This window comes from Dyella jiangningensis (genome assembly GCF_003264855.1).
Taxonomy (GTDB): domain Bacteria; phylum Pseudomonadota; class Gammaproteobacteria; order Xanthomonadales; family Rhodanobacteraceae; genus Dyella; species Dyella jiangningensis_C.
Map to the genome: position 1 here is coordinate 1,411,157 of NZ_NFZS01000001.1, position 23,995 is coordinate 1,435,151.

Sequence of the window (23,995 nt, forward strand, 5' to 3'; positions counted from 1 at the left end):
CTGCGTCAGCGCGGGTAGCGCGCCATGATTTCGTGCGCCTGGCGCGTGAGCGCCACGGCCTGGTCGAACGGACGCAGCCACATGTTGCGGCCGAACATCACGCCGCTGGCGCCGCTCTGCATGTAGAACTCCACCTTGCGCAGCACGGCATCGTCGTCGTCGTTCTTCTCGCCGCCGGAGAACAGCACCATCGTGCGGCCGGCCGAACGCACCACGCGCGCGCAGCGGGCACCGGCGTCTTCCTGCAGCTTGTCGTACGGCGCCGGCACATTGGCCACGCTGTCGTTGGGCTCATGCAGCTTCACGATGTCAGCGCCCAGTTCCAGCGCCACGCGCGCGGCGTAGTCCTGTGCGAACAGCGTGTTGGTGCCGCCCTTGGCGTTCACTGCGCTGCCGCGGGGGTACGACCACAGCACCAGCGGCATGCCGAAGCGCTCGCAATCCCGGCGCACCTTCTCGAACTGGCGGAATTCGTCGTGCTGGCGCGGCGAGCCCACGTACATGGTGTAGCCCACCGCATCGGCGCCCAGGCGCACCGCGTCTTCCACCGAGGCGAACAACGGTGACGTCGCTTCCGCATCGCTGGGGATATTGGTCTTGCCGTTGAGCTTGAGGATCAGCGGCACGCGGCCGCAGTACTCGGTCATGTACTTCTCGGCCAGGCCAATGCCCAGCGCGATGGCGGAAAAGCCGCCGGCCTCCGCGAGCTCGAACTGATAGCTCGGATCAACAGCCGGCGGATGGGGAAAGAAATCGGTCGGCCCGTGCTCCAGGCCCTGGTCCAGCGGCAATACCAGCAACGAACCGTTGCGCGGGCCGCTGCCGTACAGCAGGCGCCACAGACGGGTGCGCTTGCCATGCGAGAGGGGCAACGAAGCCAGCTTGCTGGAGGAGAACGAAGGTGCTTGCAAGTTGTGTTTCATTTCGAATACCGTGGTATTGAGGTTTCGTTAGATTTCGTTTTACATCATATTTCATCAGATGACCATGCCTGTCAAACACGCCGCGAACGTTTCGATGCTGGAATCCCTGCAAGCCGCCCCCGCTTTCGAACAGCAGCGGCTGGGCTATGCGGACACGCTGCGCGAGATCCTCCAGCAGCCCGCCACCTGGCGTGATACGGCCGCGCGTCTCGCCGATGCGGGCATGCGCTCGATGCTGAAATCGCTGCTTGCCGCGCAGCCCGCACACATCGTGCTGACCGGTTCGGGCAGCTCGGTCTACGTGGGCGAGTGCGTGGCGCCGGTGCTGCAGGCGGCGCTGGGCGTTCCCTGCATGGCCATTCCCGCCGGCACGCTGCTGACCTCGCGTCGCGGCGTCATGCCGGGTGGGCGCGGCCTGCTGATATCGATTGCGCGCTCGGGCGACAGCCCCGAAAGCACGGGCGTGGTCGACCAGGTGCTGGCGGCGGAGCCGGGCTATGCGCACCTCGCGGTCACCTGCAACGCGCAGGGCAAGCTGGCGACGCGCTACCGCGACGAACCACGCATGCACGTGCTGCAGTTGGACGAGCGCACCAACGACCGCAGCCTGGTGATGACCAGCAGCTTCACCAACCTGTTGCTGGGCTGCAGCGGGCTGCGCCATGGCGCATCGAACGAAGGCGACGCGCGCCTGGCCGATGCGGCCGCCGCTGTCGCCGGCCAGGTGTTCGCACGTTACGGCGATGCATTGGCGCATGCCGCAGGGCAGGCCGCGCCTGCGGCCGTGTACCTCGGCAGCGGCGCGGCGCTGGGCGCGGCGCGCGAATCGGCACTGAAGATGCTGGAGATGTCCGGCGGCGCCGTGCGCGTGTTGTCGGAAACCTTCCTCGGCCTGCGCCACGGCCCGATGTCGTGGCTGGACGAGCACTGCCTCGTCGTCGCGTTCCTTTCCGGTGAGCCGGGTGTGCGCGGGTACGAGTACGACCTGTTGCGCGAGCTCAATCGCAAGCGCCTGGGTGGCACACGCGTGGTGGTCGGCGAGTCCATTCCCGAAGACGTGATCGGACCCCATGGCATCGCCATTGACCTGCCGGGCCTGTATGCGCTGGAGGAAGCGCAGCAGCAGATGGTCCACGTCGTGGTTGGTCAGCTGCTCGCGTTCTTCCGCTGCCTGGCGCTGGAACAGCGACCCGATGCACCCGCGCAGGGCGTGCTTACGCGCGTGGTGGAATCCTTCGCCATCCACGCCGAGGGCGACGCATGAAACCGGTGCTGGTCGCCGGCGAGATCAATGCCGACCTGGTGTTCACCGGGTGCAACGAACTGCCGGCGTTCGGTCGTGAAGTATTGGTGGAAGGCTTTCGCCAGGGACCGGGCAGCTCGTCGATGATCTGCGCGATGGGCATGGCGAAGCTGGGCGACAGCGTGCTGTTTGCCGGGGTCGCCGGCCAGGATAGCTGGGGCGACTATTGCGTCGACGCACTGCGTGGTGCGGGCATCGATACGCATGCGGTGCGACGTGATGCGACGCTGCGCACGGGCCTGACCGTGGCCTTGTCGGCAGCGCACGATCGCGCGCTGGTGACCTATACCGGCGCCATCGCCGCGCTGCGCGCCGAAGACATCGGCGACGATCTGTTGAAGCAGGCCGGCCACCTGCATGTGTCCTCGTATTACCTGCAGCAGGGGTTGCAAGCCGGACTGGGCGCATTGCTGACGCGAGCACGTGCGTGCGGCGTCAGCACATCGCTCGATCCCGGCTTCGATCCGGCGCAGCAGTGGGGAAGCGCGCTGCGCGAATTGCTTCCCTTGCTCGATGTGTTCCTGCCGAACGCACTGGAAGCCTGCGCCATCAGTGGCGCGGCCACTCCGCAACAAGCACTGCAGGCCTTTGCGAATGGCGTGACGCGCACGGTGATCAAGTGCGGCGCCGAGGGCGCCATGACGCTGGGCGACGATGGCGAAGTGCTGGCGGTGCCGGCCATTCGCGTCGATGCGGTCGACAGCACCGGCGCAGGCGATTCCTTCGACGCCGGCTTCCTGCATGCATGGCGACGTGGATTGCCGCTGCGTGAAAGCCTGCGTTGGGGCGCCGCGAGCGGCGGCCTTTCCACGCGCGGCGTTGGCGGCACCGCAACGCAGGCTGACGAAGCGGATGTGCAGCGCCTGCTGGCAGGAACGCGATGATCACCGTCGCCGGCTTCAACACCGCGATCGATCACCTGTTCCTGCTCGATGCGTTGGTGCCCGGCGCCGTGCAGCGCGCATTGCGCGCAGAACTTTACCCCGGCGGCAAAGGCCTGCACGTGGCGCAGACCATCGCCGCGCTGGGCGAACGCGTGCAACTGGTGGGGCTTACCGATGCCACGCATCGCAACCTGATCACGCGCCGCATGGCCGAACGCGGCGTGCTGTTCCATGGCGTCGAGATCGACCAGCCGCTGCGCACCTGCATTGCCGTGCGCGAGCGCGAAGGACGCTTCACCGAGCTGCTGAGCCCTGGCCCGAACGTGCCCGCGTCTACGCGAGAGCAATTGCTGCGCACGTGGTCACGCTGCGCTGAAGAGAGCGAACTGCTGGTGATGTCCGGCAGCCTGCCACGCGGTTTCGGAGCGGATACCTACGCGCTGATGGTGCGCCAGGCGGCCGGCATGGGCGTGCCATGCCTGGTCGATGCCAGCGGCGATGCCTTGCGCCACGCGGCGGATTCCGAAGCGCGGCTGCTCAAACCCAACCGCGACGAAGCTTCCGATCTCACGGGATTTCCGGTGCGCACGTTGAAAGATGCCGCCGATGTCGCGCGTGCACTCCATGCGCAAGGCATCGCGCAGCCGGTGGTGACGCTGGGCGCCGAAGGTGCGGTGGCTTTCGACGGCTGCGCCGCGTGGCACGCATCGATCACCGTGACGCATAGCGCGAACACCGTGGGTTCGGGCGATTGCCTGCTGGCGGGCTTGGCGGTCGCGCTCAAGCGCGGCGAGCCGTTGGATGAGGCGTTGGGCCTGGGCGTGGCCTGCGGCGCGGCGAATGCGATGGATGAAGAAACGGGCTACGTGCGGCGCGAGTGCGTGGACGCGTTGCTGGGCCAGGTACGGGTGCGGAGGCTGGACGGTTGATGCGCCCGTAGAACAAGCCACGGTCGCGAAAAGCCGCGGCCTATCGATGACTTTCGTGCTGCGGGGAAGGCAGCCGGCAACGACACAAGCGAGGTGGATGGCATGAACGGAGTGGTTGGGGGAGGCCGCAACAGCGGCGTCGTGCAGGGCAGGAGCGCGGCCATGCGTACAGAGGGTCGGTGGTCATCCATGCCGGCACGCCTGGGCATCGCGATGGCTTGCGCATTCTGCGTGGCCACGGGCGCTGCTTCGGCCGCACTGGCCGGCACGACCTTCGGCAACGCGTCCATCGACGTGCGCTGGAACCTCGCCGACGGCAAGCTGGCCGACATGGTGGTGCGCGACCGCATCAATGCGCTCGACATCCCGGTCGGCCAACCATTCGTGCTCACCTATCGCGACGGCCGCAAGCTCGACACCACGCAACTGAAGCTGCTGTCGGCGCCGAAGGAGAGCAAGCTCAAGGCCGACCCCAAGGCTTCGCGCGAAGCCGAACGTGTGCCAGGCCGCGCCATCAGCGCCACCTTCGGCGACGCCGACGGCCACCTGCGCATCGAATGGCAGTGGGTGCAGCGCCAAGGTTCGGATTATCTGCGCGAGATCGTAACGGTCACCGCGCTCAAGCAGGACGAGGACATCTCGCGTGTCGACCTGCTGCAGGCCAAGGCCGAGAGCACCGAAGTGGTGGGCTCGGTGTCGGGCTCGCCGGTGGTGGCCGGCCCCGACTATTTCGGCTTCGAACATCCGCTCTCGTCCAGTGAGGCCTGGGGCAATCGCGTCAAGCTGTGGATCGACCGCGGCCTGCCGCTGCCCAAGGGCCAGTCGATGACCTATTCGGCGGTCGTGGGTGCGACGCACGGCAACCAGCTGCGTCGCGACTTCCTCGCCTATGTGGAGCGCGAGCGGGCGCATCCCTATCGCACCTTCCTGCACTACAACTCCTGGTATGACATCGGCTACTTCACGCCGTACACCGAGGCACAGGCGCTGGATCGCATCCATGCGTTCGGCGAGGAGCTCTCGGTCAAGCGTGGCGTGAAGCTTGATTCGTTCCTGTTCGACGACGGCTGGGACGATCGCAGCGGCAGCTGGAGCTTCAGCAAGGATTTCCCGCACGGCTTCGCACCGCTGCGCGATGCGGCGGCGAAGTACGGTGCGGCGCCGGGCATGTGGTTGTCGCCGTGGGGCGGCTACGGCCCGCCGAAGCAGGAGCGCGTGAAGAACGGCCAGGCGAATGGCTACGAGATCATCGACGGCGGCCTCGCGCTGTCCGGTCCGAAGTACTACCAGCGCTTCCATGACGTGACGCTGGACCTCGTGCGCAACGACGGCGTCAACCAGTTCAAGTTCGACGGCACCGGCAATGCGGACAAGGTCTTCCCCGGCAGTCGTTTCAGCAGCGATTTCGACGCCGCCATTGCCTTGATCGACGACCTGCGCAAGGCCAAGCCCGATCTCTACATCAACCTCACCACCGGCACGCTGGCCTCGCCGTTCTGGCTGCGCTACGCCGATTCCATCTGGCGTGATGGCGAAGACGACTGGCATGCCGGGGTAGGCTCCGAGCGCGAGCGTTGGATCACCTATCGCGACCGCGAGACGTACCGCAACATCGTGGTGAAGGGCCCGCTGTTCCCGCTCAATTCGCTGATGCTTCACGGCATCATCTACGCGAAGGAGAACAAGCGACTCAACACCGATCCGGGGCACGACTTCGCCAACGAAGTGCATTCCTACTTCGGCACCGGCACCCAGCTGCAGGAGCTGTACATCACGCCGTCGCTGCTGGGCAGCGCCGATTGGGACATGCTGGCCGAGGCGGCCAAGTGGTCACGCGCCAATGCGCAGGTGTTGAAGGATACGCATTGGGTCGGTGGCGATCCGGGACGTCTGGACGTCTATGGCTGGGCCGCATGGACGCCAGCCAAGGCCATCCTGACGCTGCGCAATCCCAGCGACCGTCCGCAGCTGGCGGTGGTCGACCTGGCCAAACAGCTCGAATTGCCCCCGGGCGGTGCGCGGCGGTTCCAGGCGCGCAGCCCATGGCAGGCGGATGCCTCGCAGCCGTCGCGTGAACTGGATGCCGACCACGCCCAGACCATCGAGCTTGCGCCATTCCAGGTGTTGACGCTGGAGCTGACGCCCAATCACTGAGTCACGACGTCCGCCGGCGCGTGGCGTCGGCGGACCAGCCGCCCTGGGGAGGGAGCGATGACCACCTTCGATCCGACACGACGCCAACTGCTGAAAGCCGCCGCCTGGTTGCCGCTGGCATCGGCATGCGGCCGCCTGGCGTTCGCAGCCGGCGTCGCTCCGAACGCGGCGCAAGCGTCGCTCGTCGTGCGCCCGGGCCGACTGGGCCGCACCGTCAGCGACTCGCTGACCGGCTTCAGCTATGAGACGCAACAGCTGGAGAACCCGGCGTTCTTCTCCGCGGACAACCATGCGCTGGTCCGCCTGTTCCGCGAGCTGAGCCCACGCGGCGTGCTGCGTATCGGGGGCAACAGCAGTGATTACACGGTGTGGACCGCGTATCGCGGCGAAGTACCCACGCAACGCACGCACAAGGGCGGTCCGCAGCGACCGGTGATGTTGAAGCCGGAGGCCCTGCATACACTGGCCGGCTTCCTGCGTGCCACCGGCTGGAAGCTGGTGTTCGGCGTCAATCTCAAGATCGGCGTGCCGGCGATGGCCGTGGAGCTGGCGCAGGCTGTGCGGCAGATCATCGGTGATGACCTCATCGCCATCCAGATCGGCAATGAGGCGAACAACTACGAAGCCGACTACAACGCGTTCGACCAGGCCTGGACGCCGTATGCGCAAGCCATCCGTGCCGCTGGCGTGCCCGTCGCCGGGCCGGATACCGGCGCGAACACCGACTGGGTGATCGAATACGCGAAGCGCCATGCGGGCGAGAACGTGTTCCTCAGCCGCCATTACTATAAGGAAGCCGCGCCGCGCGGTTCCATCGCGGATCTGCTGGCCGGTGACGCGGCGTTCTACATCGAGATCGAGCAGGCGATGCGGGCCGCCGACGCGAGCCATTTGCCATTTCGCCTCACCGAAGCCAACTCGTACTACCTTGGCGGCCGCGACGGCGTCAGCAACGTGTTCGCTTCGGCGCTGTGGGGCGCGGATTTCATGCTCGCCATGGCGCAGCGCGGCGTGGCCGGCATCCATTTTCACGGCGGCACGCTCGACTCGATCGAGGCGTCGCTTGGGCGCACGGCCGACGGCTCCACGACGTCCACCGACCAGGCGGCACGCCGTGATGCCGTGACCTCGCGCTATTCGGCCATTGCGGGCGACGTTGCGTTCGGCTTCCAGCCACGCCCGCTCTACTACGGCATGCAGCTGGCGCAGCAGTTCGCCGGCGCGCAGATGGTAAGCGCCGACTTCGATGTTGCCGGCGCCAACCTCACCGCCTACGTGGCGAGACGCGAGCGCGCGCTGCTCATCGCCTTGATCAACAAAGACGCCGGTCGTGACGCGACGGTGTCCTTGAGTGGCCTCCATGGCGGTGGAAAGGGGCGGCTCATGCGGCTGAGCGCACCGGCGCTCGATAGCCGTAACGGCGTGGTTTTCGAGAACGGCACCGACGACGCGCATGCCGGTCGCAGCGTGGCCGTCGATACGCACGGCCGCTGCAGCGTCGTGCTGCCACGTGGCAGCGCGGCCTTGCTGCATCTGGATCGTTTTGTCTGACGACCTTCAGGGGACACCGCATCCGGCGCGGTCGGCATGCGGGGAGAGGGTCTTCCGTAATCAGTGCGATGTCCATCCGAACAACGGGGAGAGTTGCTACATGAGCAAGCGTGAGTTGATGAGCAGAAGCAGGCTGAGCCTGCTGATCGCAATGGCCCTGGCCAGTGGCGGCGTCTATGCGCAGTCCACGACCGGCAGCATCGTCGGACAGGTGCCGACGGGTCTGGGAGACACGGTCACGGTGCAGAGCGACAACGGTCTGCAGCGCGACGTGGCTGTCGACAATCGCGGCCGTTATGCGGCCAACCAGCTGCCGCTGGGCAACTACAAGGTTACCCTCAAGCACAATGGCGAGGTCGTGCAGACACGCAACAACGTGGCGTTGCGCGTGGGCGTCTCCACCGACGTGTCGTTTGCCGAAGCGACCACCGGCGCGAGGGAACTGGAAGGCGTCAAGGTGACGGCCAATGCCTTGCCCGCCATCGACGTCACCAGCGTCGACTCACGCACGGTGATCACCGCCGATCAACTGGCCAGGTTGCCGCTGAGCTTTTCGGCGGAAGCCGTGGCGCAACTCGCGCCCGGCGTGGTGAACAACTCGGGCGGCTTCACCAGTGCGACGGGCGGTTCCCTGGTGAGCTTCGGCGGTTCGGGCGCCAACGAGAACGCTTACTACATCAACGGTTTCAACACGACCGATCCGTTGAAGTCCGAAGGTGGCATCACCTTGCCGTACGGCTCGATCGACCAGGAAGAGGTGTACACCGGCGGCTACAGCGCGCAGTACGGTCGCTCCGACGGCGGTGTGCTGAACATGGTCGGCAAGCGTGGCACCAATGACTGGCACTTCGGCGGTATGGCGAGCTGGGAACCCGCATCGACGCGATCATCCTTCAAGAACTGGTACTACGAGAACGGCCAGCCGAATCCGCCGCTGCCCACGGGTACGCTGTATGACCCGCGTGAGCAGAACGACTACTGGGTGACCACGTACGACGCCTATGTGGGTGGACCGCTGATCAAGGACAAGCTGTTCTTCTTCGCATCGGCGGAGATGGCGAAGAAGGATGGCACGTCCGTCGGCCCGGTTACCGGTTCGTCGCCGTATGCCGATTACAGCTATCACATGCCCAAGTGGTACGCGAAGCTGGACTGGAACATCAACGACAGCAACATCCTCGAATTCACCGGTGCGTCCAACAAGCAGTCGTACGGCGCCGACCTGTATCGCTACGATTTCCAGAACAGGGCGCCAGGCAAGTTCGTGAGCCACGCGGATGGCACCAAGAATGGCGGCGACCTGTGGTCGGGCAAGTACACCGGCTACCTCACCGACAGCCTCACGCTGACCGCGCTGTACGGCAAGATGCGCACCACCGCGTTCCAGCAGCCGGTGGGCTACGACCCGACCCTTACCTACGTGGCGGGCATCACCGCACAGAACCCGGCCATCGTCGGCAGCCAGCCGCGCTACAACAACCAGACCACGTCGCAGCTGTACGACCCCTCGCGCGGCAACAGCGTATCGAACCTGCGTGTGAGCCTGGAATACAAGCTGGGCGATCACACGCTCACCGCCGGTATCGACAACCTGACGGCCGAGGCGCTGAACCAGGGCAAGGTGTCGTCGGGCCCGGGCTACACCTGGTCGTATGCGCATTCCAACTTCCCGCAGAATCCGATCGACCCGGGCCTCGGCGTGGGCGCCCCCGCTGATTTCGCCAATGGCCAGACGGGTTACTTCGTGAAGAAGCTGGTCAACAGCCAGCTGGCCAACGTGAAGACGGTGGAGCACGCGCAGTACATCGAGGACAACTGGCAGGCGACCGACAAGCTGCTGCTTTCGCTGGGCCTGCGCAACGACCAGTTCACCAATTACAACGCCGACGCGCAGCCGTACATCAAGCAGACGGCGCAGTGGGCGCCGCGCCTGGGTTTCGCCTGGGACGTCAACGGCGATTCCAGCTTCAAGGTCTACGGCAACGTGGGTCGCTACTTCCTGGCGTCACCGCTGGAACCGGCCCTGAGCGCCGCCGGTGCGAGCTTGAGCACCACGCAGTACTTCACCTATAGCGGCATCAATCCGGACGGTACGCCCACCGGTCTCACACAGATGTCGCCGCCGGTATCGGCCAACAACAACTTCGGCATCCTGCCCGATCCCAAGACGGTGACTGCCAAGGACCTGAAGTCGATGTACCAGGACGAGTACATCCTGGGCTTCACCAAGATGCTCGGTACCTCGTGGCTCTATGGTGCGAAGGCGACGCGTCGCGTCCTGCGCAGCACCATCGACGACTTCTGCGACGTCGGCTTGATCACCGACAAGGCGCAGGCGTTGGGTTACAACGTCAGCTCGGTCAACAGCTGCTATCTCATCAATGCCGGCAGGGCCAATACCTTCGTGGTGGTGGACGATGCCGGCCAGCATCACGACGTGAAGCTGAGCCGTGAAGAACTGGGCTTTCCGCCGGCCAAGCGCAAGTACTACGAGCTGGAGGCGTTCCTCGAGCATCCGTTCGATGGCAAGTGGTACGGCAAGATCGACTACGTGTTTTCGCGCAGCTACGGCAATACGGAAGGCATGACGCAGTCTGACGTGCAATCCGACGGTCCGAACGAATCGGCCGACTGGGACAACGCGCCGATCATGGTCTACAGCAATGGCGACCAGGGCAACGATCATCGCCACCAGGTGAAGTTCAACGGCTACTACCAGATCACGCCGGAGTGGCTGGTATCGGGCAACTTCTCGTACATCTCCGGTGGCCCCAAGGTGTGCCTTGGCCTGTTTCCGGGTGACAACCCGGATCCCGCCGGTTACGGCTCGTCGTACCACTTCTGCAACTACGTGCCGGTGACGCCGGGCAGCATCGGTCGCCTGCCCGCCCAGAAGCAGCTGGATGTCGGCGTGAAATACACCCCGGCCTTCGCTGCGCAGCGCCTGGGCTTCCATCTGGATGTATTCAACGTGTTCAACAACCAGGCGGTGGTCAACACCACGCCGGCGCTGTACTCCAGCTCCGACGGCACGCCCAATCCGCTGTACGGTACGCCCAGGGTGATGCAGGCACCGCGTTACCTGCGCGTGTCGGTCACCTACGACTACTGACGCATCGCGTCTCGTTGTTCGTCGCTCCTCGTGGTCATCCACGAGGAGCGACGGTCTACTCAGCATGAGCTTCAAGGGAGCAAGCATGAAGCATGAGTGGTTCGCGATGATGGTGTTGTTCGCGTGCCTGGTCCCATGCGTAGGCGCTGTGGACGCTGCAGGTTCGAAAGCGGCATCGGACGATGATCCCAACGTCCCCTATCGCACCTTCGACAGCACGCCTGCCATCACGATGGGGCCGCTGCTGCTGGACATGTCCGATACCTCTGTGATCATCGAGTGGATGACGGATGCGCCCAGCGATGGCCGGGTGAGTTATGGCGAAGGCAAACTCGACCACGACGTGCTTCCCCAGGTGGATGGCATGGTGCCGGTGGGGACGATGCATCGCGTGCTCATCGAAGGCCTGAAGCCGGGCAGCCGTTATCAATACCGCATTGCATCGCGCAGGGTGGTGGCGCTGAAGCCTTACTGGCCCGACATGGGGAAGACGGTCGAAAGTGCGATCGGCAGCTTCACCACCTTCGACGCCGCGAAGAAGACCACACGCTTCGCGGCCATCACCGACACGCACGAGAATGTGGAACGCATCCACGCATTGATGGACCTGATCCACCGGTCGCCAGTCGACTTCGTCGTGCATACCGGCGACAGCCTCAACTATGTCGTCAGCGAAAACCAGATCAACGACCGCTTCCTCGGTCCGATGGCGAGCGGCCTGCAGGCGAAGACGCCGTTGCTCTATGTGCGTGGCAACCACGACTATCGTGGCGAGATGGCGCGTTCGTTCGGCGATTACCTGCACGCCCAGGACGGACGCTATGTGTATACGCGCGACGACGGGCCGCTGCACATGGTGATGGTCGATACCGGCGAGGACAAACCAGACGGCACGCAGGTCTACGCCGGGCTCAACAACCTGCGCGACTATCGCACGCAGGAATTGACGTGGTTTCGTCGTGTGCTCGACGATGAGCCGCGCACGAAGGCCGCGCCGTTCACCGTCGTGTTCGGACATGATTCGAGCTGGGGCTGGGTCGATGGAAAGAACGATCTGTGGACCCAGGCCGCCAACCAGGCACGGATCGACCTGTTCATCGCCGGTCATGAGCATCGTTTCCAGCACATCAAGCCCGGTGAGCGCGGCAACGACTTTCCCATCCTGGTGGTCGGGCAGGACCAGGTAGCGCGCGTGGAAGCGAGCGATGCCGAGCTCACCGTCAAGGTGGTGGACCGGGCAGGCAAGCTGGTTGATGCTTTCACCCTCCGGCGCAAGCCGAAGTCCTGAGGTCGGTATCGTGAACCCGAGTCTCGTGCATCGTCATCGTTATGGCCGCCTGGCCGTCTTTGCGGCCTTGTGCCTGGCGGTGGGCAGCGCATGGGCCGGATTCGACACCACGCCTGCACGCCATGCGCTGCAGCGGCTGCTCCCTCGGCACCAGGCGCAGTTCACCCTGGTCGCGCTGGAGGGGCAGGGCGTGGATCGCTTCGAGATCAGCGGCACGCCGGGTCACGTCGTGGTGGCCGGAACATCGCCGGCCACACTGCTCACGGGCGTGGAAACCTATCTGGAGCAAGTCACCCACACCAGCTTCGGCTGGCCCGGGGACAGCGTGGATCGCCTGCCTGCCACCTTGCCGGCTCCGCCATCACCGATCGGTCGCACGTCGAAGGTGCCGGACCGCTTCGCGCTCAATGACGTCGACGACGGCTATTCCGATGCCTACCTCGACTGGCCCAGCTGGGAACACAAGCTCGACCTGCTGGCCTTGCACGGCATCAACGAAGTCTTCATACCCATAGGCACGGAAGAGGTGTATCGGCGTACGTTCCGCGAGTTCGGTTACGACGATGCGCAGATCCGCGCCTGGATTCCCGCGGCAGGCCACCAGCCCTGGTGGCTGCTACAGAACATGTCGGCCTTCGGCGGGCCGATGTCGACGGTGCAGTTCGCGCGTCGTACCGAATTGGCGAAGAAGATCGTGGCGCGCCTGCGCGAGCTGGGCATGACCGCGGTGATGCCTGGCTACTTCGGCACCGTGCCGGCGGGTTTCGCGGAGCGCCACGCCGGCGTACACGTGGTGCCTCAGGGCGAGTGGGTCGGCTTCACGCGGCCCGACTGGCTCGATCCACGCGATCCGATGTATGGCCGCGTCGCCGCCGCGTTCTATCGCCATCAGCGCGAACTGTTCGGCGACAGCACCTTGTACAAGATGGATCTGCTGCACGAAGGCGGACGCGCCGGCGACGTGCCGGTGGACCTCGCCGCGCAGCACGTGATGCAGGCATTGCAGGCGGCCCACCCCGACGCGCGCTGGGTCATTCTCGGTTGGCAGCACAATCCGCCCATGGCAGTGATCGACGCGGTGGATCACCGGCGACTGCTGATCGTCGATGGCCTTTCCGATCGCTACGAAGGGCTGGATCGTGAGCGCGACTGGCATGGCGCGCCGTACGCGTTCGGCGCCATCAGCAACTTCGGCGGGCACACGACGCTTGGCGCGAATACCGGCGTGTGGCTGTCGCGTTTTCCGGCGTGGCGTGACAAGCAGGGCAGCGCGTTGCATGGCATCGCCTATATGCCCGAAGGCACCGGTACGGATCCGGCAGCCTTCGCGCTGTTCACGGCCCTGGCGTGGCAGGCGCTGCCCACGGAGCCTGCACCATGGTTTGCCGACTACGCCACCTATCGCTATGGCGGCGCCGACGCGCATGCCTCCGCTGCCTGGCGTGTGCTGGCAACGACGGCCTATGCCATGCCTTCGAACGACTGGTCCGAGCCGCAGGACAGCCTGTTCAATGCGCGTCCCGACCTGGCCGTGCGCACGGCGGCGCACTGGTCGCCGGAAACCATGCGCTACGACGCCGGCCATTTCGACCAGGCCGTCTGTGAGTTGTTGCAGGTGGCGCCTGCCTTGCGCGAAACGAGCGCTTATCGCTACGACCTGGTCGACGTCACACGGCAAGCGCTAGCCAACCAGGCACGCGTGCTGCTGCCGCGGATCGGTGCGGCCTACGGCGCCAAGGATATCCCGACATTCCGCGTGCTCACCGGGCAGTGGATGGACGACATGGCCATGCTCGACCGCCTGCTCGCCACCGAGCCGCATTTCCTGCTGGGCCACTGGTTGTCGAATGCCAGGCACGCAGCCGGGAACGATGCGGAAGCGGCTCAGCTGGAATACGACCAGCGGTCCCTGATCACCAGTTGGGGCGATCGCTCCGGCGCCGACCGCGGTGGATTGCACGATTACGCCAACCGCGAACTGTCGGGCCTGGTCAGCGGGCTGTATGCGCCACGCTGGCAACGCTATTTCGACTCGCTGGCGAAAGCCATGGCCGATGGAACGCCGCCTGCGCCGATCGACTGGTTCGCCATGGAGCAGGCCTGGGCCCATGCGCGTGACGCGCAACGAACAACGCCGCAAGGCGATGCGTGGCAGTTGGCGAACGAGGCGACGCAGCGCATCCGGATCTGTCCGGCGACGGCGGCTACCGTGGACCCACGGTGACGTTGGCCGTCACGCCCATGCCAGCCGCGCGAAAAGCCATCGCGCGGCGTCCGTCCCATCGCTACATGCGGAACACGCCGTAGCGCTGCGGCTCGATTGGCGCGTTGAGCGAAGCGGAGATTGCCAGCCCCAGCACACGGCGCGTATCGGCTGGATCGATGATGCCGTCGTCCCACAGCCGTGCGCTGGCGTAGTAGGGGTGTCCCTGGCGCTCGTACTGCTCGCGGATCGGCGATTTGAAGGCTTCCTCGTCCTCGGCGCTCCACGTCTTGCCGCTGCCTTCGATGCCGTCGCGACGCACCGTGGCGAGCACGGACGCTGCCTGTTCACCGCCCATCACGGAGATGCGCGCGTTGGGCCACATCCACAGGAAGCGCGCGCCGTAGGCACGGCCGCACATGGCGTAGTTGCCGGCGCCGAAGCTGCCGCCGATCACCACGGTGAACTTCGGCACGTGCGAGCACGCCACCGCCGTCACCATCTTGGCGCCGTCCTTCGCGATGCCGGCGTTCTCGTACTTCTTGCCCACCATGAAGCCGGTGATGTTCTGCAGGAACACCAGCGGAATCTTGCGCTGGCAGCACAGCTCGATGAAGTGCGCGCCCTTGAGCGCCGACTCGGAAAACAGGATGCCGTTGTTCGCGACGATGCCGACCGGATAGCCCCAGATATGCGCGAAGCCGCACACGAGCGTCGTGCCGTAGCGCGCCTTGAACTCGTCGAACTCCGAGTCGTCGACGATGCGCGCGATCACTTCGCGCACATCGAACGGACGACGCGTATCCTGCGGAATCACGCCATACAGTTCTTCGGCGGGATACAGGGGCTCGCTCGGCGCCTTGAGCGCGAGCGGCATCGGTTTGTTGCGGTTGAGGCTGGCGACGATGTCGCGCGCGATGGACAGCGCATGCGCATCGTTCTCGGCGAAATGATCGGCCACGCCCGACACGGACGTATGGACGTCCGCGCCGCCCAGCGCTTCGGCATCGACCACTTCACCCGTGGCGGCCTTCACCAGCGGCGGGCCGCCCAGGAAAATGGTGCCCTGCTCGCGCACGATGATGGTTTCATCGCTCATCGCCGGCACATAGGCACCGCCGGCCGTGCACGAACCCATCACCACCGCGATCTGCGGAATACCCAGGCCCGACATGCGCGCCTGGTTGTAGAAGATGCGGCCGAAATGCTCCTTGTCGGGAAATACTTCGTCCTGCAGCGGCAGGAAGGCGCCGCCGGAATCGACCAGGTAGATGCACGGCAGCCGGTTCTCCAGCGCCACTTCCTGCGCGCGCAGGTGCTTCTTCACCGTCATCGGGAAATACGTGCCGCCCTTCACCGTGGCGTCGTTGGCGACCACCACCACCTCGGTGCCATGCACGCGGCCGATGCCGGTGATGATGCCGGCGGCAGGCGCCGCATCGTCGTACATGCCGTGCGCAGCGAGCGGCGAGAGTTCGAGGAACGGCGAGCCGGGATCGAGCAGGGCGCGGATGCGCTCGCGCGGCAGCAGCTTGCCGCGCGCGGTGTGCTTCTCGCGCGCCTTCTCGCCGCCGCCCTCGGTACTGCGCGCCAGCTCGCGCTGCAGATCATCGACCAGTCCGCGCAGTTGCGCGCTGCTCGCCTGGAATTCGGGGGAACGGGGATCGATCTGCGAAGGAATGACACTCATGAGTCAGGGACTGCCGTTCGAAGGTAGTCGCTCATGATAGTGGCCGGCGGCGCCCGGCTAAATCGGCGTCGCAGCATGGCGAGCGCCCACAAAAAAACCGGCCGCGCGAGGCGGCCGGTTTTTCAGAAGTACACGAGGTACTTAGTGACCCGCGGTCGTGGCCGGAGCCGGAGCAGCGGTCGAAGCCGGAGCCGGAGCCGGCTGTTCGGCCGGAGCGGTGGCCGGAGCAGCAGCGGTCGAAGCCGGGGCAGCAGCCGGAGCCGCAGCGTTGGCGTCGGCAGCAGCCTTCTGAGCCTGGTCAGAAGCAGTCTGCGCCTGGTCAGCCGACTTCTGGGCGTCCTGCGCGGAATCCTGCGCGCCGTTGCTGCAAGCCGCCAGCAGCGCGACGAGCGCAGAGGCGAGAAGGGTACGCGTGAACTTCATGTTGAATCTCCTTTGCCGTGGAATGCCGTTTGGCGGGCGTATTAATAGCGCTTTCGCGGAAAATGCGCCACATCTTTGTGTAAAGAGGGGAAAACGGTTAACCCCGCTTTCATCGGCGACCGGACGTCCGATCGCCGTAGACACCTTTAATCAAGGAGTTCCACGGCAACCGCGGTCGCTTCACCGCCGCCGATGCACAGGGACGCCACGCCGCGCTTGAGGCCACGGGTTTTCAGCGCATTGAGCAGGGTGACCACCAGGCGGGCACCGCTCGCACCGATGGGATGGCCCAGCGCGCAGGCGCCGCCGTTGACATTGATCTTGTCGCGCGGAATGTCCAGCTCGCGCATGGCCGCCATGGCCACCACGGCAAAGGCTTCGTTGACCTCGAACAGGTCCACGTCGGAGACCTTCCAGCCGGCCTTTTCCAGCACCTTGTGCAGTGCACCCACGGGAGCGGTGGTGAACCATTCCGGTTCCTGCGAGTGGGTGGCATGGGCCACGATGCGGGCCAGCGGCGTGAGGCCGCGAGCCTTGGCGTCGTCGGCCGAGAGCAGCACCACGGCGGCGGCGCCATCGGAGATGCTCGAGGAGCTGGCGGCGGTGATGGTGCCGTTTTCCTTGCGGAACGCGGGCTTGAGCGTGGGGATCTTGCTGACATCGGAGCGGCCCGGCTGCTCGTCGGTGTCGACCTTCACCTCGCCCTTGCGGCTCGTCACGGTGACCGGGACGATTTCGCCAGCGAAGGCGCCGGACTGCTGCGCGGCCTTGGCGCGCTCCACCGATTCGGTGGAGAACGTGTCCTGCTCTTCGCGGGTGAAGTGGTACTTGTCGGCGCACTGTTCGCCGAACACGCCCATCGCCTTGCCGTCGTACGGGTTGGTCAGACCGTCCCATGCCATGTGGTCGACCAGGGTGCCGTCGCCGTAGCGGATGCCGGTACGCGCGTTGACCATGTGCGGTGCGTTGGTCATCGACTCCATGCCGCCGGCCACCACGATGGTTGCCGAGCCGGCCTTGATCAGGTCATGACCCAGCATGATCGCCTTCATGCCCGAGCCGCAGACCTTGTTGACGGTGGTGCAGCCCACGGACACCGGCAGGCCGGCACCCAGCGACGCTTGGCGGGCGGGGGCCTGGCCGAGGTTGGCCGGCAGCACGCAACCCATGATCACTTCGCTGACATCGGTCGGTGCCAGGCCCGACTGTTCCAGTGCGGCGCGGATGGCCGTAGCGCCCAGGGTGGGCGTGGGGACGCCGGTGAATTGGCCGAGGAAGGAGCCAATGGCGGTGCGCTTGGCACCGGCGATGACGACGCTGACATCCGACATGGAAATCTCCGCAAGTACTTGATGGGGCTGAAAGTGCCCAGGGAATAGCCATGGAATTATCGCAGTCCGTGGCTGGCGGGGGCAAACCGGGCCGATTTGGTGCAGCCATGCGATCTTGCGACCGTTTGGTTGCGTTTTCGTTGTGCGACTATTCGATCCGTCATGCGTTGGTGGGACAGGGGACGTCATCGACGGGGTGAGGGCGATGAAGATGGGTAAGCAAGCATTGCCATGCCGGCGGGCCGCCGTGCTGGCCGGATTGGCCCTGGGCCTGAGTGCATGCGGTGGCGGCGGAGGCAACGGCAACACGAGGCCGGCGCCTGCACCCGCACCCGCACCGGCACCTGTCCCGCCGCCATCCAGCAGCGTGGCGCAACCGCCGATCGACGCCCAGTTGGGCATTACCAATACCTATGCCGCGCATGCGGCCGGCTACACGGGCTCCGGTGTCACCATCGGCATCGTCGACACGGGTGTGATGTCCACCCACCCTGCCTTGTCCGGAAGGGTGGTCAAGGAACTGGTCTACGTCGATCCGAGCACCAACAACCTCAAGGTCGATGACGTCAACGGGCACGGGACTTTCGTGGCCGAGATCGCCGCAGGTACACCGTTCGGCCAGTTTGCCGGCGGCATCGCGCCGGGATCGAACATCGTCTCGGCGCGCATCATCGACGACAACGCGCCGGACGATAACGGCTCGACGCCGCCGGCGCCGGTCAGTTCGTCGGATGCGATTCCGCTCGGGCAAGTCAACGCCGACCTGATCAACAGCGGCGTCAAGGTGATGAACAATTCCTGGGGCGGCATCAGCTGGAGCGCGAGCGATAGCGCGACCACGCAATCGTTCCACGATGCCTACAGTCCCTTCATCAACTCCTGGGGCGGCCTGGTGGTGTTCGCCGCCGGCAACGATTCGCAAGCCAACCCGAGCACGATCGCCGCCTTGCCCAGCCTGGCGCCGGACCTGCAGAAGGGCTGGCTCACCGTCGTTGCGGTCGACAGCAACAACCCGGGCAAGCTGGCGAGTTATTCGAACCAGTGCGGCATCGCGATGAGCTATTGCCTCGCTGCGCCCGGCAGCGTGATCGTCAGCGGCAAGGGCGACACCTCGACGGCCAACGAAACCTACTGGATCGTCGCCGGCACCTCGCTGGCGGCGCCGCAGGTATCCGGCGCCGCGGCGCTGGTGTGGCAGGCCTTTCCCTACTTCAGCAATGACCTCGTGCGGCAGACGCTGCTTGGCACGGCCGACCCGTTGGGTGGTTCACAACCCAACGCCACGTTTGGCTATGGCGAACTGGATCTCGCGCGGGCCGTGAAAGGTCCGGCCCAGTTCAACTGGGGCGATGTCACCGTCAATTTCAGTGGCAGCTCCACCTGGTCCAACACGATCTCTGGTGCGGGCGGCCTGATCAAGCAGGGCACGGGCACGCTGACGCTGACCTATCCGGCGGCCTACACCGGATTGACGCAGGTGCAGGGCGGCATGCTGGCCGCGGCGTCGCTGGCCTCCAGCGTCACCATCGGTGCGCAGGGCGTGCTGACCAACACGGCCTCGGTCGGCGGCTCGGTGACGAACGCCGGCGTGCTGGCTATGAACGCCACCGACATGACGATCCTCGGCAACTACACGCAGCAGGGCAACGGCCGGCTCGCGATGCCGCTGGGTGCGAACTTCCACGTCGCCGGCACGGCCAACCTCGCGGGCGGCGATCTCTACATCACCGGCGTCCGTCAGGGCTATCAGGTCAACGCGCATACCAACGTGCTGACGACGGGTGGTGGACTGACCGGCACGTTCTCCGCGCTGAATGTCGCCACCGGCGTGCTGTTGTCCGCATCGCTCAATTACGACGCCACCGACGCATGGTTGAACGTGAGCCAGGTGCAGGCGACCAATGTCACCGGCGTGACCTATACGCCGGCTTCTTTCGCCGCGGCCCAGCGCGTCGATGCGGCATTCAACCAGCTCAACACGCAGGCTTCGCAGGGCAGTGCGAGCGCGACCCCCACGCCTTCTTCCTTCGTCAATGGCGCGGCCTCGTTGCAGCAGGCCGCGACCGCCCATGCCCTGCAGCAATCGCTGGAGAGCCTCTCTGGCCAGTTGCACGCGGCGAGCGCGGCGATGACGTTCGAAGCGATGGACGCAGGTACCCGCGCCTTGTCGGGCCGCTTCGACCAGTTGGCCGATAGCAGGCACGTGGGCGGCTGGACCCAGACGCTGGATGGCTACGGAAGCCTCAGTCGCAGCGGCTTCGCGCAGGTTGGCTACGACCTCAGTGGCTGGATGGTGGGCCAGGATCATCGGCTTGGCGCGAACGGCGTCGTCGGCTTTGCCGTCAGCCAGAGCCAGAACCTGGGTCGCCTCGATGAATTCGCCGACCAGGGCGCCAGCCGCGCGGTCGAAGGCATGCTCTACGGCGGATGGATGCGTGACCAGTGGTACGCGATGGGACGACTGGGTGTCGGCACCTATCGCGAGGACATGCGCCGCCACATCGAGCTCGGCAGCGACGTGCAGAACGTCGCCAGTGACACCCATGGCCGCTACGGCGTGGCCTACGCCGAGGGCGGTTATCGTTTCTCGCTCGGCGCCATGCATGTGACGCCCTACGTCGATCTTCAGTATGCGGATGTCCGCACCGATGGTTTCGACGAGGTCGGCGGCGATGGTTTCGGGCTCAGGGCCGGTGCGCAGACGGTCGAACGCTGGCAGGGCGGCGCCGGCGTGCGTGCGGGGCGCGACTGGGCGCTGGCAGGTGGCGGTCAGCTCAGCCTCCAAGGCCATCTGCTGTGGCAGCGCGCCTTCGGCATGCGCGGCGCCATTCCCGACGCCAGTTTCGCCGTGCTCGACCAATGGTCGCCGGTAAGCGGCATTGGTCTGTCCCGTTACGGCGGCGATGCCGGGGTCAGCCTCGACTGGTTGATGTCCGCCCGATCCCGCCTGTCCTTGGGCCTCGACCGATACGTCGCCCAGTTCGAACGCGGGCAGACGGAGACGCTGAGTTACCGCCTGTCGTTCTGAGGATCCACCGCTTTCCCTTGAGAACCCGTCCGCGACGTGACCGTGCGTAGGAACTTCCTGCGCAAGGTTGTGCGAATATGGAGAAAGGAGGTGCTGGCGGAGTCCAGTCGAACAGGGACCGCCGCGCTTGGATGGCACGGTTCGCCTAAGGGCACAGGGGAAGCTATGGATAGTGGTATGCGCGGGATGCGTTTCCGCCAGATGTCTGTGTTGGTGTGCGCGGCGCTGGGTCTGAGCGCCTGTGGTGGCGGAGGGAACGGCAACGTCAAGCCAGCCGGCCCCTATGCACCGCCGAGTCCGGGTTACACCCCGCCCAGTCCCGGCTATACGCCGCCATCCGGTCCCGGCAACTCCGGGAATCCGACCACACCCACGACACCCACGCCGCCGCCGACCGACCAGCCTCCGCTCGACGCGCAGCTGTCGCTCACGCACGCCGACGCGGCGCACAGCGCAGGCTTCAATGGCGCGAGCGTGACCATCGGCGTCGTCGACAGCGGCATCATGCACAACCACCCGGCCTTGTCCGGCCGGGTCACGCATGAACTGATCTATATCGACTCGTCCACCAACAACACCTCGGTGGACGACGTGATCGGCCATGGCACCTGGGTCTCCGAAATCGCCGCGGGCACGACCTATGGCAACTTTCCCGGCGGCCTCGCGCCGGGCGCGAACCTCGTTTCCGCGCGCATCATTTCCGACAAGGCGCCCAGCGACAACGGCTCGACACCACCCTCCACGGTCACGGCCGCCGACGCGTATCCGTTCCAGTTCATCAACGGCGACCTGATCAGCGCCGGCGTGAAGGTGATGAACAATTCGTGGGGCGGCATCACGTGGGATGCGTCCGACACGGCGACCACGAAAGGCTTCCACGACGCGTACAACACCTACGTCAATTCCTGGGGCGGGCTGGTGGTGTTTGCCGCCGGCAACTCCTCACTGGCCAACCCCAGCACCATCGCCGCCTTGCCGAGCCTCGCGCCCGACCTGGAAAAGGGATGGCTCGCCGTGGTCGCGGTGGACAGCAATCACCCCACGGAACTGGCGAGCTATTCGAACAAGTGCGGCATCGCCATGAACTACTGCCTGGCCGCGCCAGGTGATGTGGTGGTCAGCGGCAAGGACGATACCGGCAGCAAGCCGAGCCTGTGGATCGTCAAGGGCACCTCGTTCGCGGCGCCGGCGGTGTCAGGCGCCGCGGCACTGGTGTGGCAGGCGTTCCCGTACTTCACCAACGACCAGGTGCGCCAGACCTTGCTGGGTACGGCGGACGACCTTGGCGCACCGGGTGTCGACCCGGTGTTCGGCTACGGCATGCTCGACGTGGGCAAGGCGGTGAAGGGGCCTGGTCGTTTCGACTGGGGCGATTTCAGCGTCATGCTCGACACGAACTCCACCTGGGGTAATCCGATCAGCGGCACCGGTGGCCTAGTGAAGGACGGCACCGGCACGCTCACGCTGACCAGCGATCCGAGCTACGAAGGCAATACCCGCGTCGAACACGGCACGCTCGTGGCGCCGTCACTCGCGGGCAATCTGTACCTCGACAATGTCGACGCGGTGATGCGTGGCGCCCATACCTTCGGCAAGGACGTGCAGAACTGGGGCACGCTGGTCGTTGCGGGCGGCGACGTGCACGTGAAGGGCGGCTATTACCAGGGCTTCTATGCCACGGACGGCCAGATGGGTCGGCTTGCGGTGGAGCTGGGTTATGCCCTTCGCGTGGATGGCAAGGCCGTACTGAACGGCGGCAATCTGTACGTGATCGGTGCGAAGCAAGGCTACGTAGCCAATACGCACACCGAAGTACTCACCGCCACCGGCGGCCTGACCGGCAAGTTCACGGGACTCGACGTTGCGCAGGGCGTGCTGCTTTCCGCCTCGCTGAACTACGACAGCAGCAGCGCATGGCTCGACGTGAGCCAGGTGCAGGCTTCCGCGGTCACCGGCATGACCTATACCGCGGCATCGTTCGCCGCCGCGCAGCGCGTCGACAATGCCTTCGGCCAGATCAATACGCAGGTAACGCAAGGCGTGACCGGCAGCAGCGTCGTCACGACCGACTTCATCCATAGCGCCGCCAACCTCCAGCAGACGGCGAACACCGCCGCATTGCAGCGTTCGCTCGAAAGCCTGTCGGGCCAGTTGCATGCGGCGAGCGCGGCGATGACGTTCGAAGCGATCGACGCGGGAACGCGTGCGTTGTCCGACCACTTCGACGACCTGGTCGACAGGCGCGGCGCCAGCGGCGGCTGGGCGCAGACGCTGGGCTACCACGGCAGCATGAGCCGCAGCGGCTACGGCAGCATCGGCTACGACCTCAGTGGCTGGATGGTCGGCCAGGACCGCCGCTTCGGCAGTAACGGCGTGTTCGGCTTCGCGGTCAGCCAGAGCGAGGGCCTGGGCCGCCTCGCCGAATACGCTGACCAGGGCCAGAGCCGCGCGGTCGAAGGCATGTTGTACGCCGGCTTCGTGCGAGACAGCTGGTACACGATGGGACGCCTCGGCGTAGGCAGCTATCGCGAAAACATGCGTCGCCACATCGAGCTGGGCAGCGACGTGTCGAGCGTGGCGAGCGATACGAATGGCCGATACACCGTCGCGTATGGCGAGAGCGGCTATCGCGCGTCGCTGGGCGAGGTGCAGTTCACGCCGTACGCGAACCTGCAATACGCGCATGTCGCACGCGATGGCTTCAACGAATTCGGCGGCGACGGATTCGGCCTGAAGGCCGGTTCGCAAGCGGTATCTCGCTGGCAGGCGGGTGTGGGTTTGCGCGCAGGCCACCAGTGGGGCTTGCCCCATGGCGGAAGCCTGGCGTTGCAGGGGCGCCTGCAGTGGCAGCAATCCTTCGCCACGCACGGTGATGTGTTCGATGCCAGCTTTACCGGTGTGGACCAATGGGCGCCGGTCGGCGGCGTCGGGCTGTCGCGGTACCAGAGTCAGGCGGGCCTCACGCTCGATTGGGCGGCGTCCGCACGTTCCCACCTGCAGTTCGGCATGGACCAGTACTTCGGTCAGCACGACCAGGGCTTGATGGGGACGCTCAGCTACAGGCTGGATTTCTAGGTGAAGGCCACCCGGTGGTCGACCTGTGGAAGCATACGAACGGTGTGGGGCTTCAAGATTCGGCAGTACGACCGCGCCATTCCACCACGACGTCGACGACG

At 65.7% G+C, this 23,995-nt stretch carries 14 protein-coding genes; 10 read left to right on the forward strand and 4 right to left on the reverse strand.

Going from position 1 to position 23,995, the window contains the following annotated elements:
* Window positions 1-5 precede the first annotated feature (5 nt).
* Entirely contained in the window at window positions 6-923 is a 918-nt protein-coding gene (locus CA260_RS06295) for a class I fructose-bisphosphate aldolase (RefSeq protein WP_111981506.1), read from the reverse strand.
* A 64-nt stretch (window positions 924-987) separates the two neighbouring features.
* Here CA260_RS06295 and CA260_RS06300 point away from each other — a divergent pair, with 64 nt between their 5' ends.
* The 8 genes from CA260_RS06300 to CA260_RS06335 all read left to right on the forward strand — a co-directional run bounded on the left by CA260_RS06300 (window position 988) and on the right by CA260_RS06335 (window position 14,368).
* The gene (locus tag CA260_RS06300) at window positions 988-2,187 is read left to right on the forward strand and encodes an SIS domain-containing protein (RefSeq protein ID WP_238149620.1); all 1,200 of its coding nucleotides are present in this window, start codon (window positions 988-990) and stop codon (window positions 2,185-2,187) included.
* Window positions 2,184-3,110 (forward strand): carbohydrate kinase family protein, encoded by a 927-nt coding sequence (locus CA260_RS06305; protein ID WP_111981508.1) that lies wholly within the window; start codon window positions 2,184-2,186, stop codon window positions 3,108-3,110. The genes CA260_RS06300 and CA260_RS06305 overlap by 4 nt, the downstream gene beginning before the upstream one ends.
* Entirely contained in the window at window positions 3,107-4,039 is a 933-nt protein-coding gene (locus tag CA260_RS06310) for a 1-phosphofructokinase family hexose kinase (protein ID WP_111981509.1), read from the forward strand. The genes CA260_RS06305 and CA260_RS06310 overlap by 4 nt, the downstream gene beginning before the upstream one ends.
* Before the next feature lie 162 nt (window positions 4,040-4,201).
* The gene (locus CA260_RS06315; protein WP_238149621.1) at window positions 4,202-6,193 is read left to right on the forward strand and encodes an enterotoxin; all 1,992 of its coding nucleotides are present in this window, start codon (window positions 4,202-4,204) and stop codon (window positions 6,191-6,193) included.
* A gap of 57 nt (window positions 6,194-6,250) precedes the next feature.
* Window positions 6,251-7,744, forward strand: a complete 1,494-nt coding sequence (locus CA260_RS06320) for a glycosyl hydrolase family 79 C-terminal domain-containing protein (protein ID WP_111981510.1) — start codon at window positions 6,251-6,253, stop codon at window positions 7,742-7,744.
* A 118-nt stretch (window positions 7,745-7,862) separates the two neighbouring features.
* The gene (locus CA260_RS06325; protein WP_238149622.1) at window positions 7,863-10,856 is read left to right on the forward strand and encodes a TonB-dependent receptor; all 2,994 of its coding nucleotides are present in this window, start codon (window positions 7,863-7,865) and stop codon (window positions 10,854-10,856) included.
* A gap of 85 nt (window positions 10,857-10,941) precedes the next feature.
* Entirely contained in the window at window positions 10,942-12,144 is a 1,203-nt protein-coding gene (locus tag CA260_RS06330; protein WP_172461737.1) for an FN3 domain-containing metallophosphoesterase family protein, read from the forward strand.
* A 10-nt stretch (window positions 12,145-12,154) separates the two neighbouring features.
* Window positions 12,155-14,368 carry an alpha-N-acetylglucosaminidase gene (locus CA260_RS06335; RefSeq protein WP_238149623.1) on the forward strand — a complete coding sequence of 738 codons (2,214 nt, stop codon included), beginning with the start codon at window positions 12,155-12,157 and terminating at the stop codon, window positions 14,366-14,368.
* A gap of 61 nt (window positions 14,369-14,429) precedes the next feature.
* Here the strand turns inward: CA260_RS06335 and CA260_RS06340 are convergent, their stop codons facing one another.
* The 3 genes from CA260_RS06340 to CA260_RS06350 all read right to left on the reverse strand — a co-directional run bounded on the left by CA260_RS06340 (window position 14,430) and on the right by CA260_RS06350 (window position 17,791).
* Window positions 14,430-16,037, reverse strand: a complete 1,608-nt coding sequence (locus CA260_RS06340) for a carboxyl transferase domain-containing protein (protein WP_111981514.1) — start codon at window positions 16,035-16,037, stop codon at window positions 14,430-14,432.
* Between the two features lie 141 nt (window positions 16,038-16,178).
* Window positions 16,179-16,460, reverse strand: coding sequence for a hypothetical protein (locus tag CA260_RS06345; RefSeq protein WP_051595460.1), 282 nt, complete (start codon window positions 16,458-16,460; stop codon window positions 16,179-16,181).
* 146 nt (window positions 16,461-16,606) lie between these two features.
* Window positions 16,607-17,791, reverse strand: a complete 1,185-nt coding sequence (locus CA260_RS06350) for an acetyl-CoA C-acyltransferase (RefSeq protein WP_111981515.1) — start codon at window positions 17,789-17,791, stop codon at window positions 16,607-16,609.
* 205 nt (window positions 17,792-17,996) lie between these two features.
* On the opposite strand from CA260_RS06350, the gene CA260_RS06355 reads away from it, so the two are divergent.
* Together CA260_RS06355 and CA260_RS06360 are read left to right on the forward strand one after the other, a co-directional pair.
* On the forward strand, window positions 17,997-20,819 hold the full coding sequence (locus CA260_RS06355) for an autotransporter serine protease (RefSeq protein ID WP_238149624.1): 2,823 nt from the start codon (window positions 17,997-17,999) through the stop codon (window positions 20,817-20,819).
* Between the two features lie 177 nt (window positions 20,820-20,996).
* A complete protein-coding gene (locus CA260_RS06360) occupies window positions 20,997-23,894 on the forward strand; it encodes a S8 family serine peptidase (RefSeq protein WP_238149625.1) in 2,898 nt (965 codons plus the stop codon).
* Window positions 23,895-23,995 lie beyond the last annotated feature (101 nt).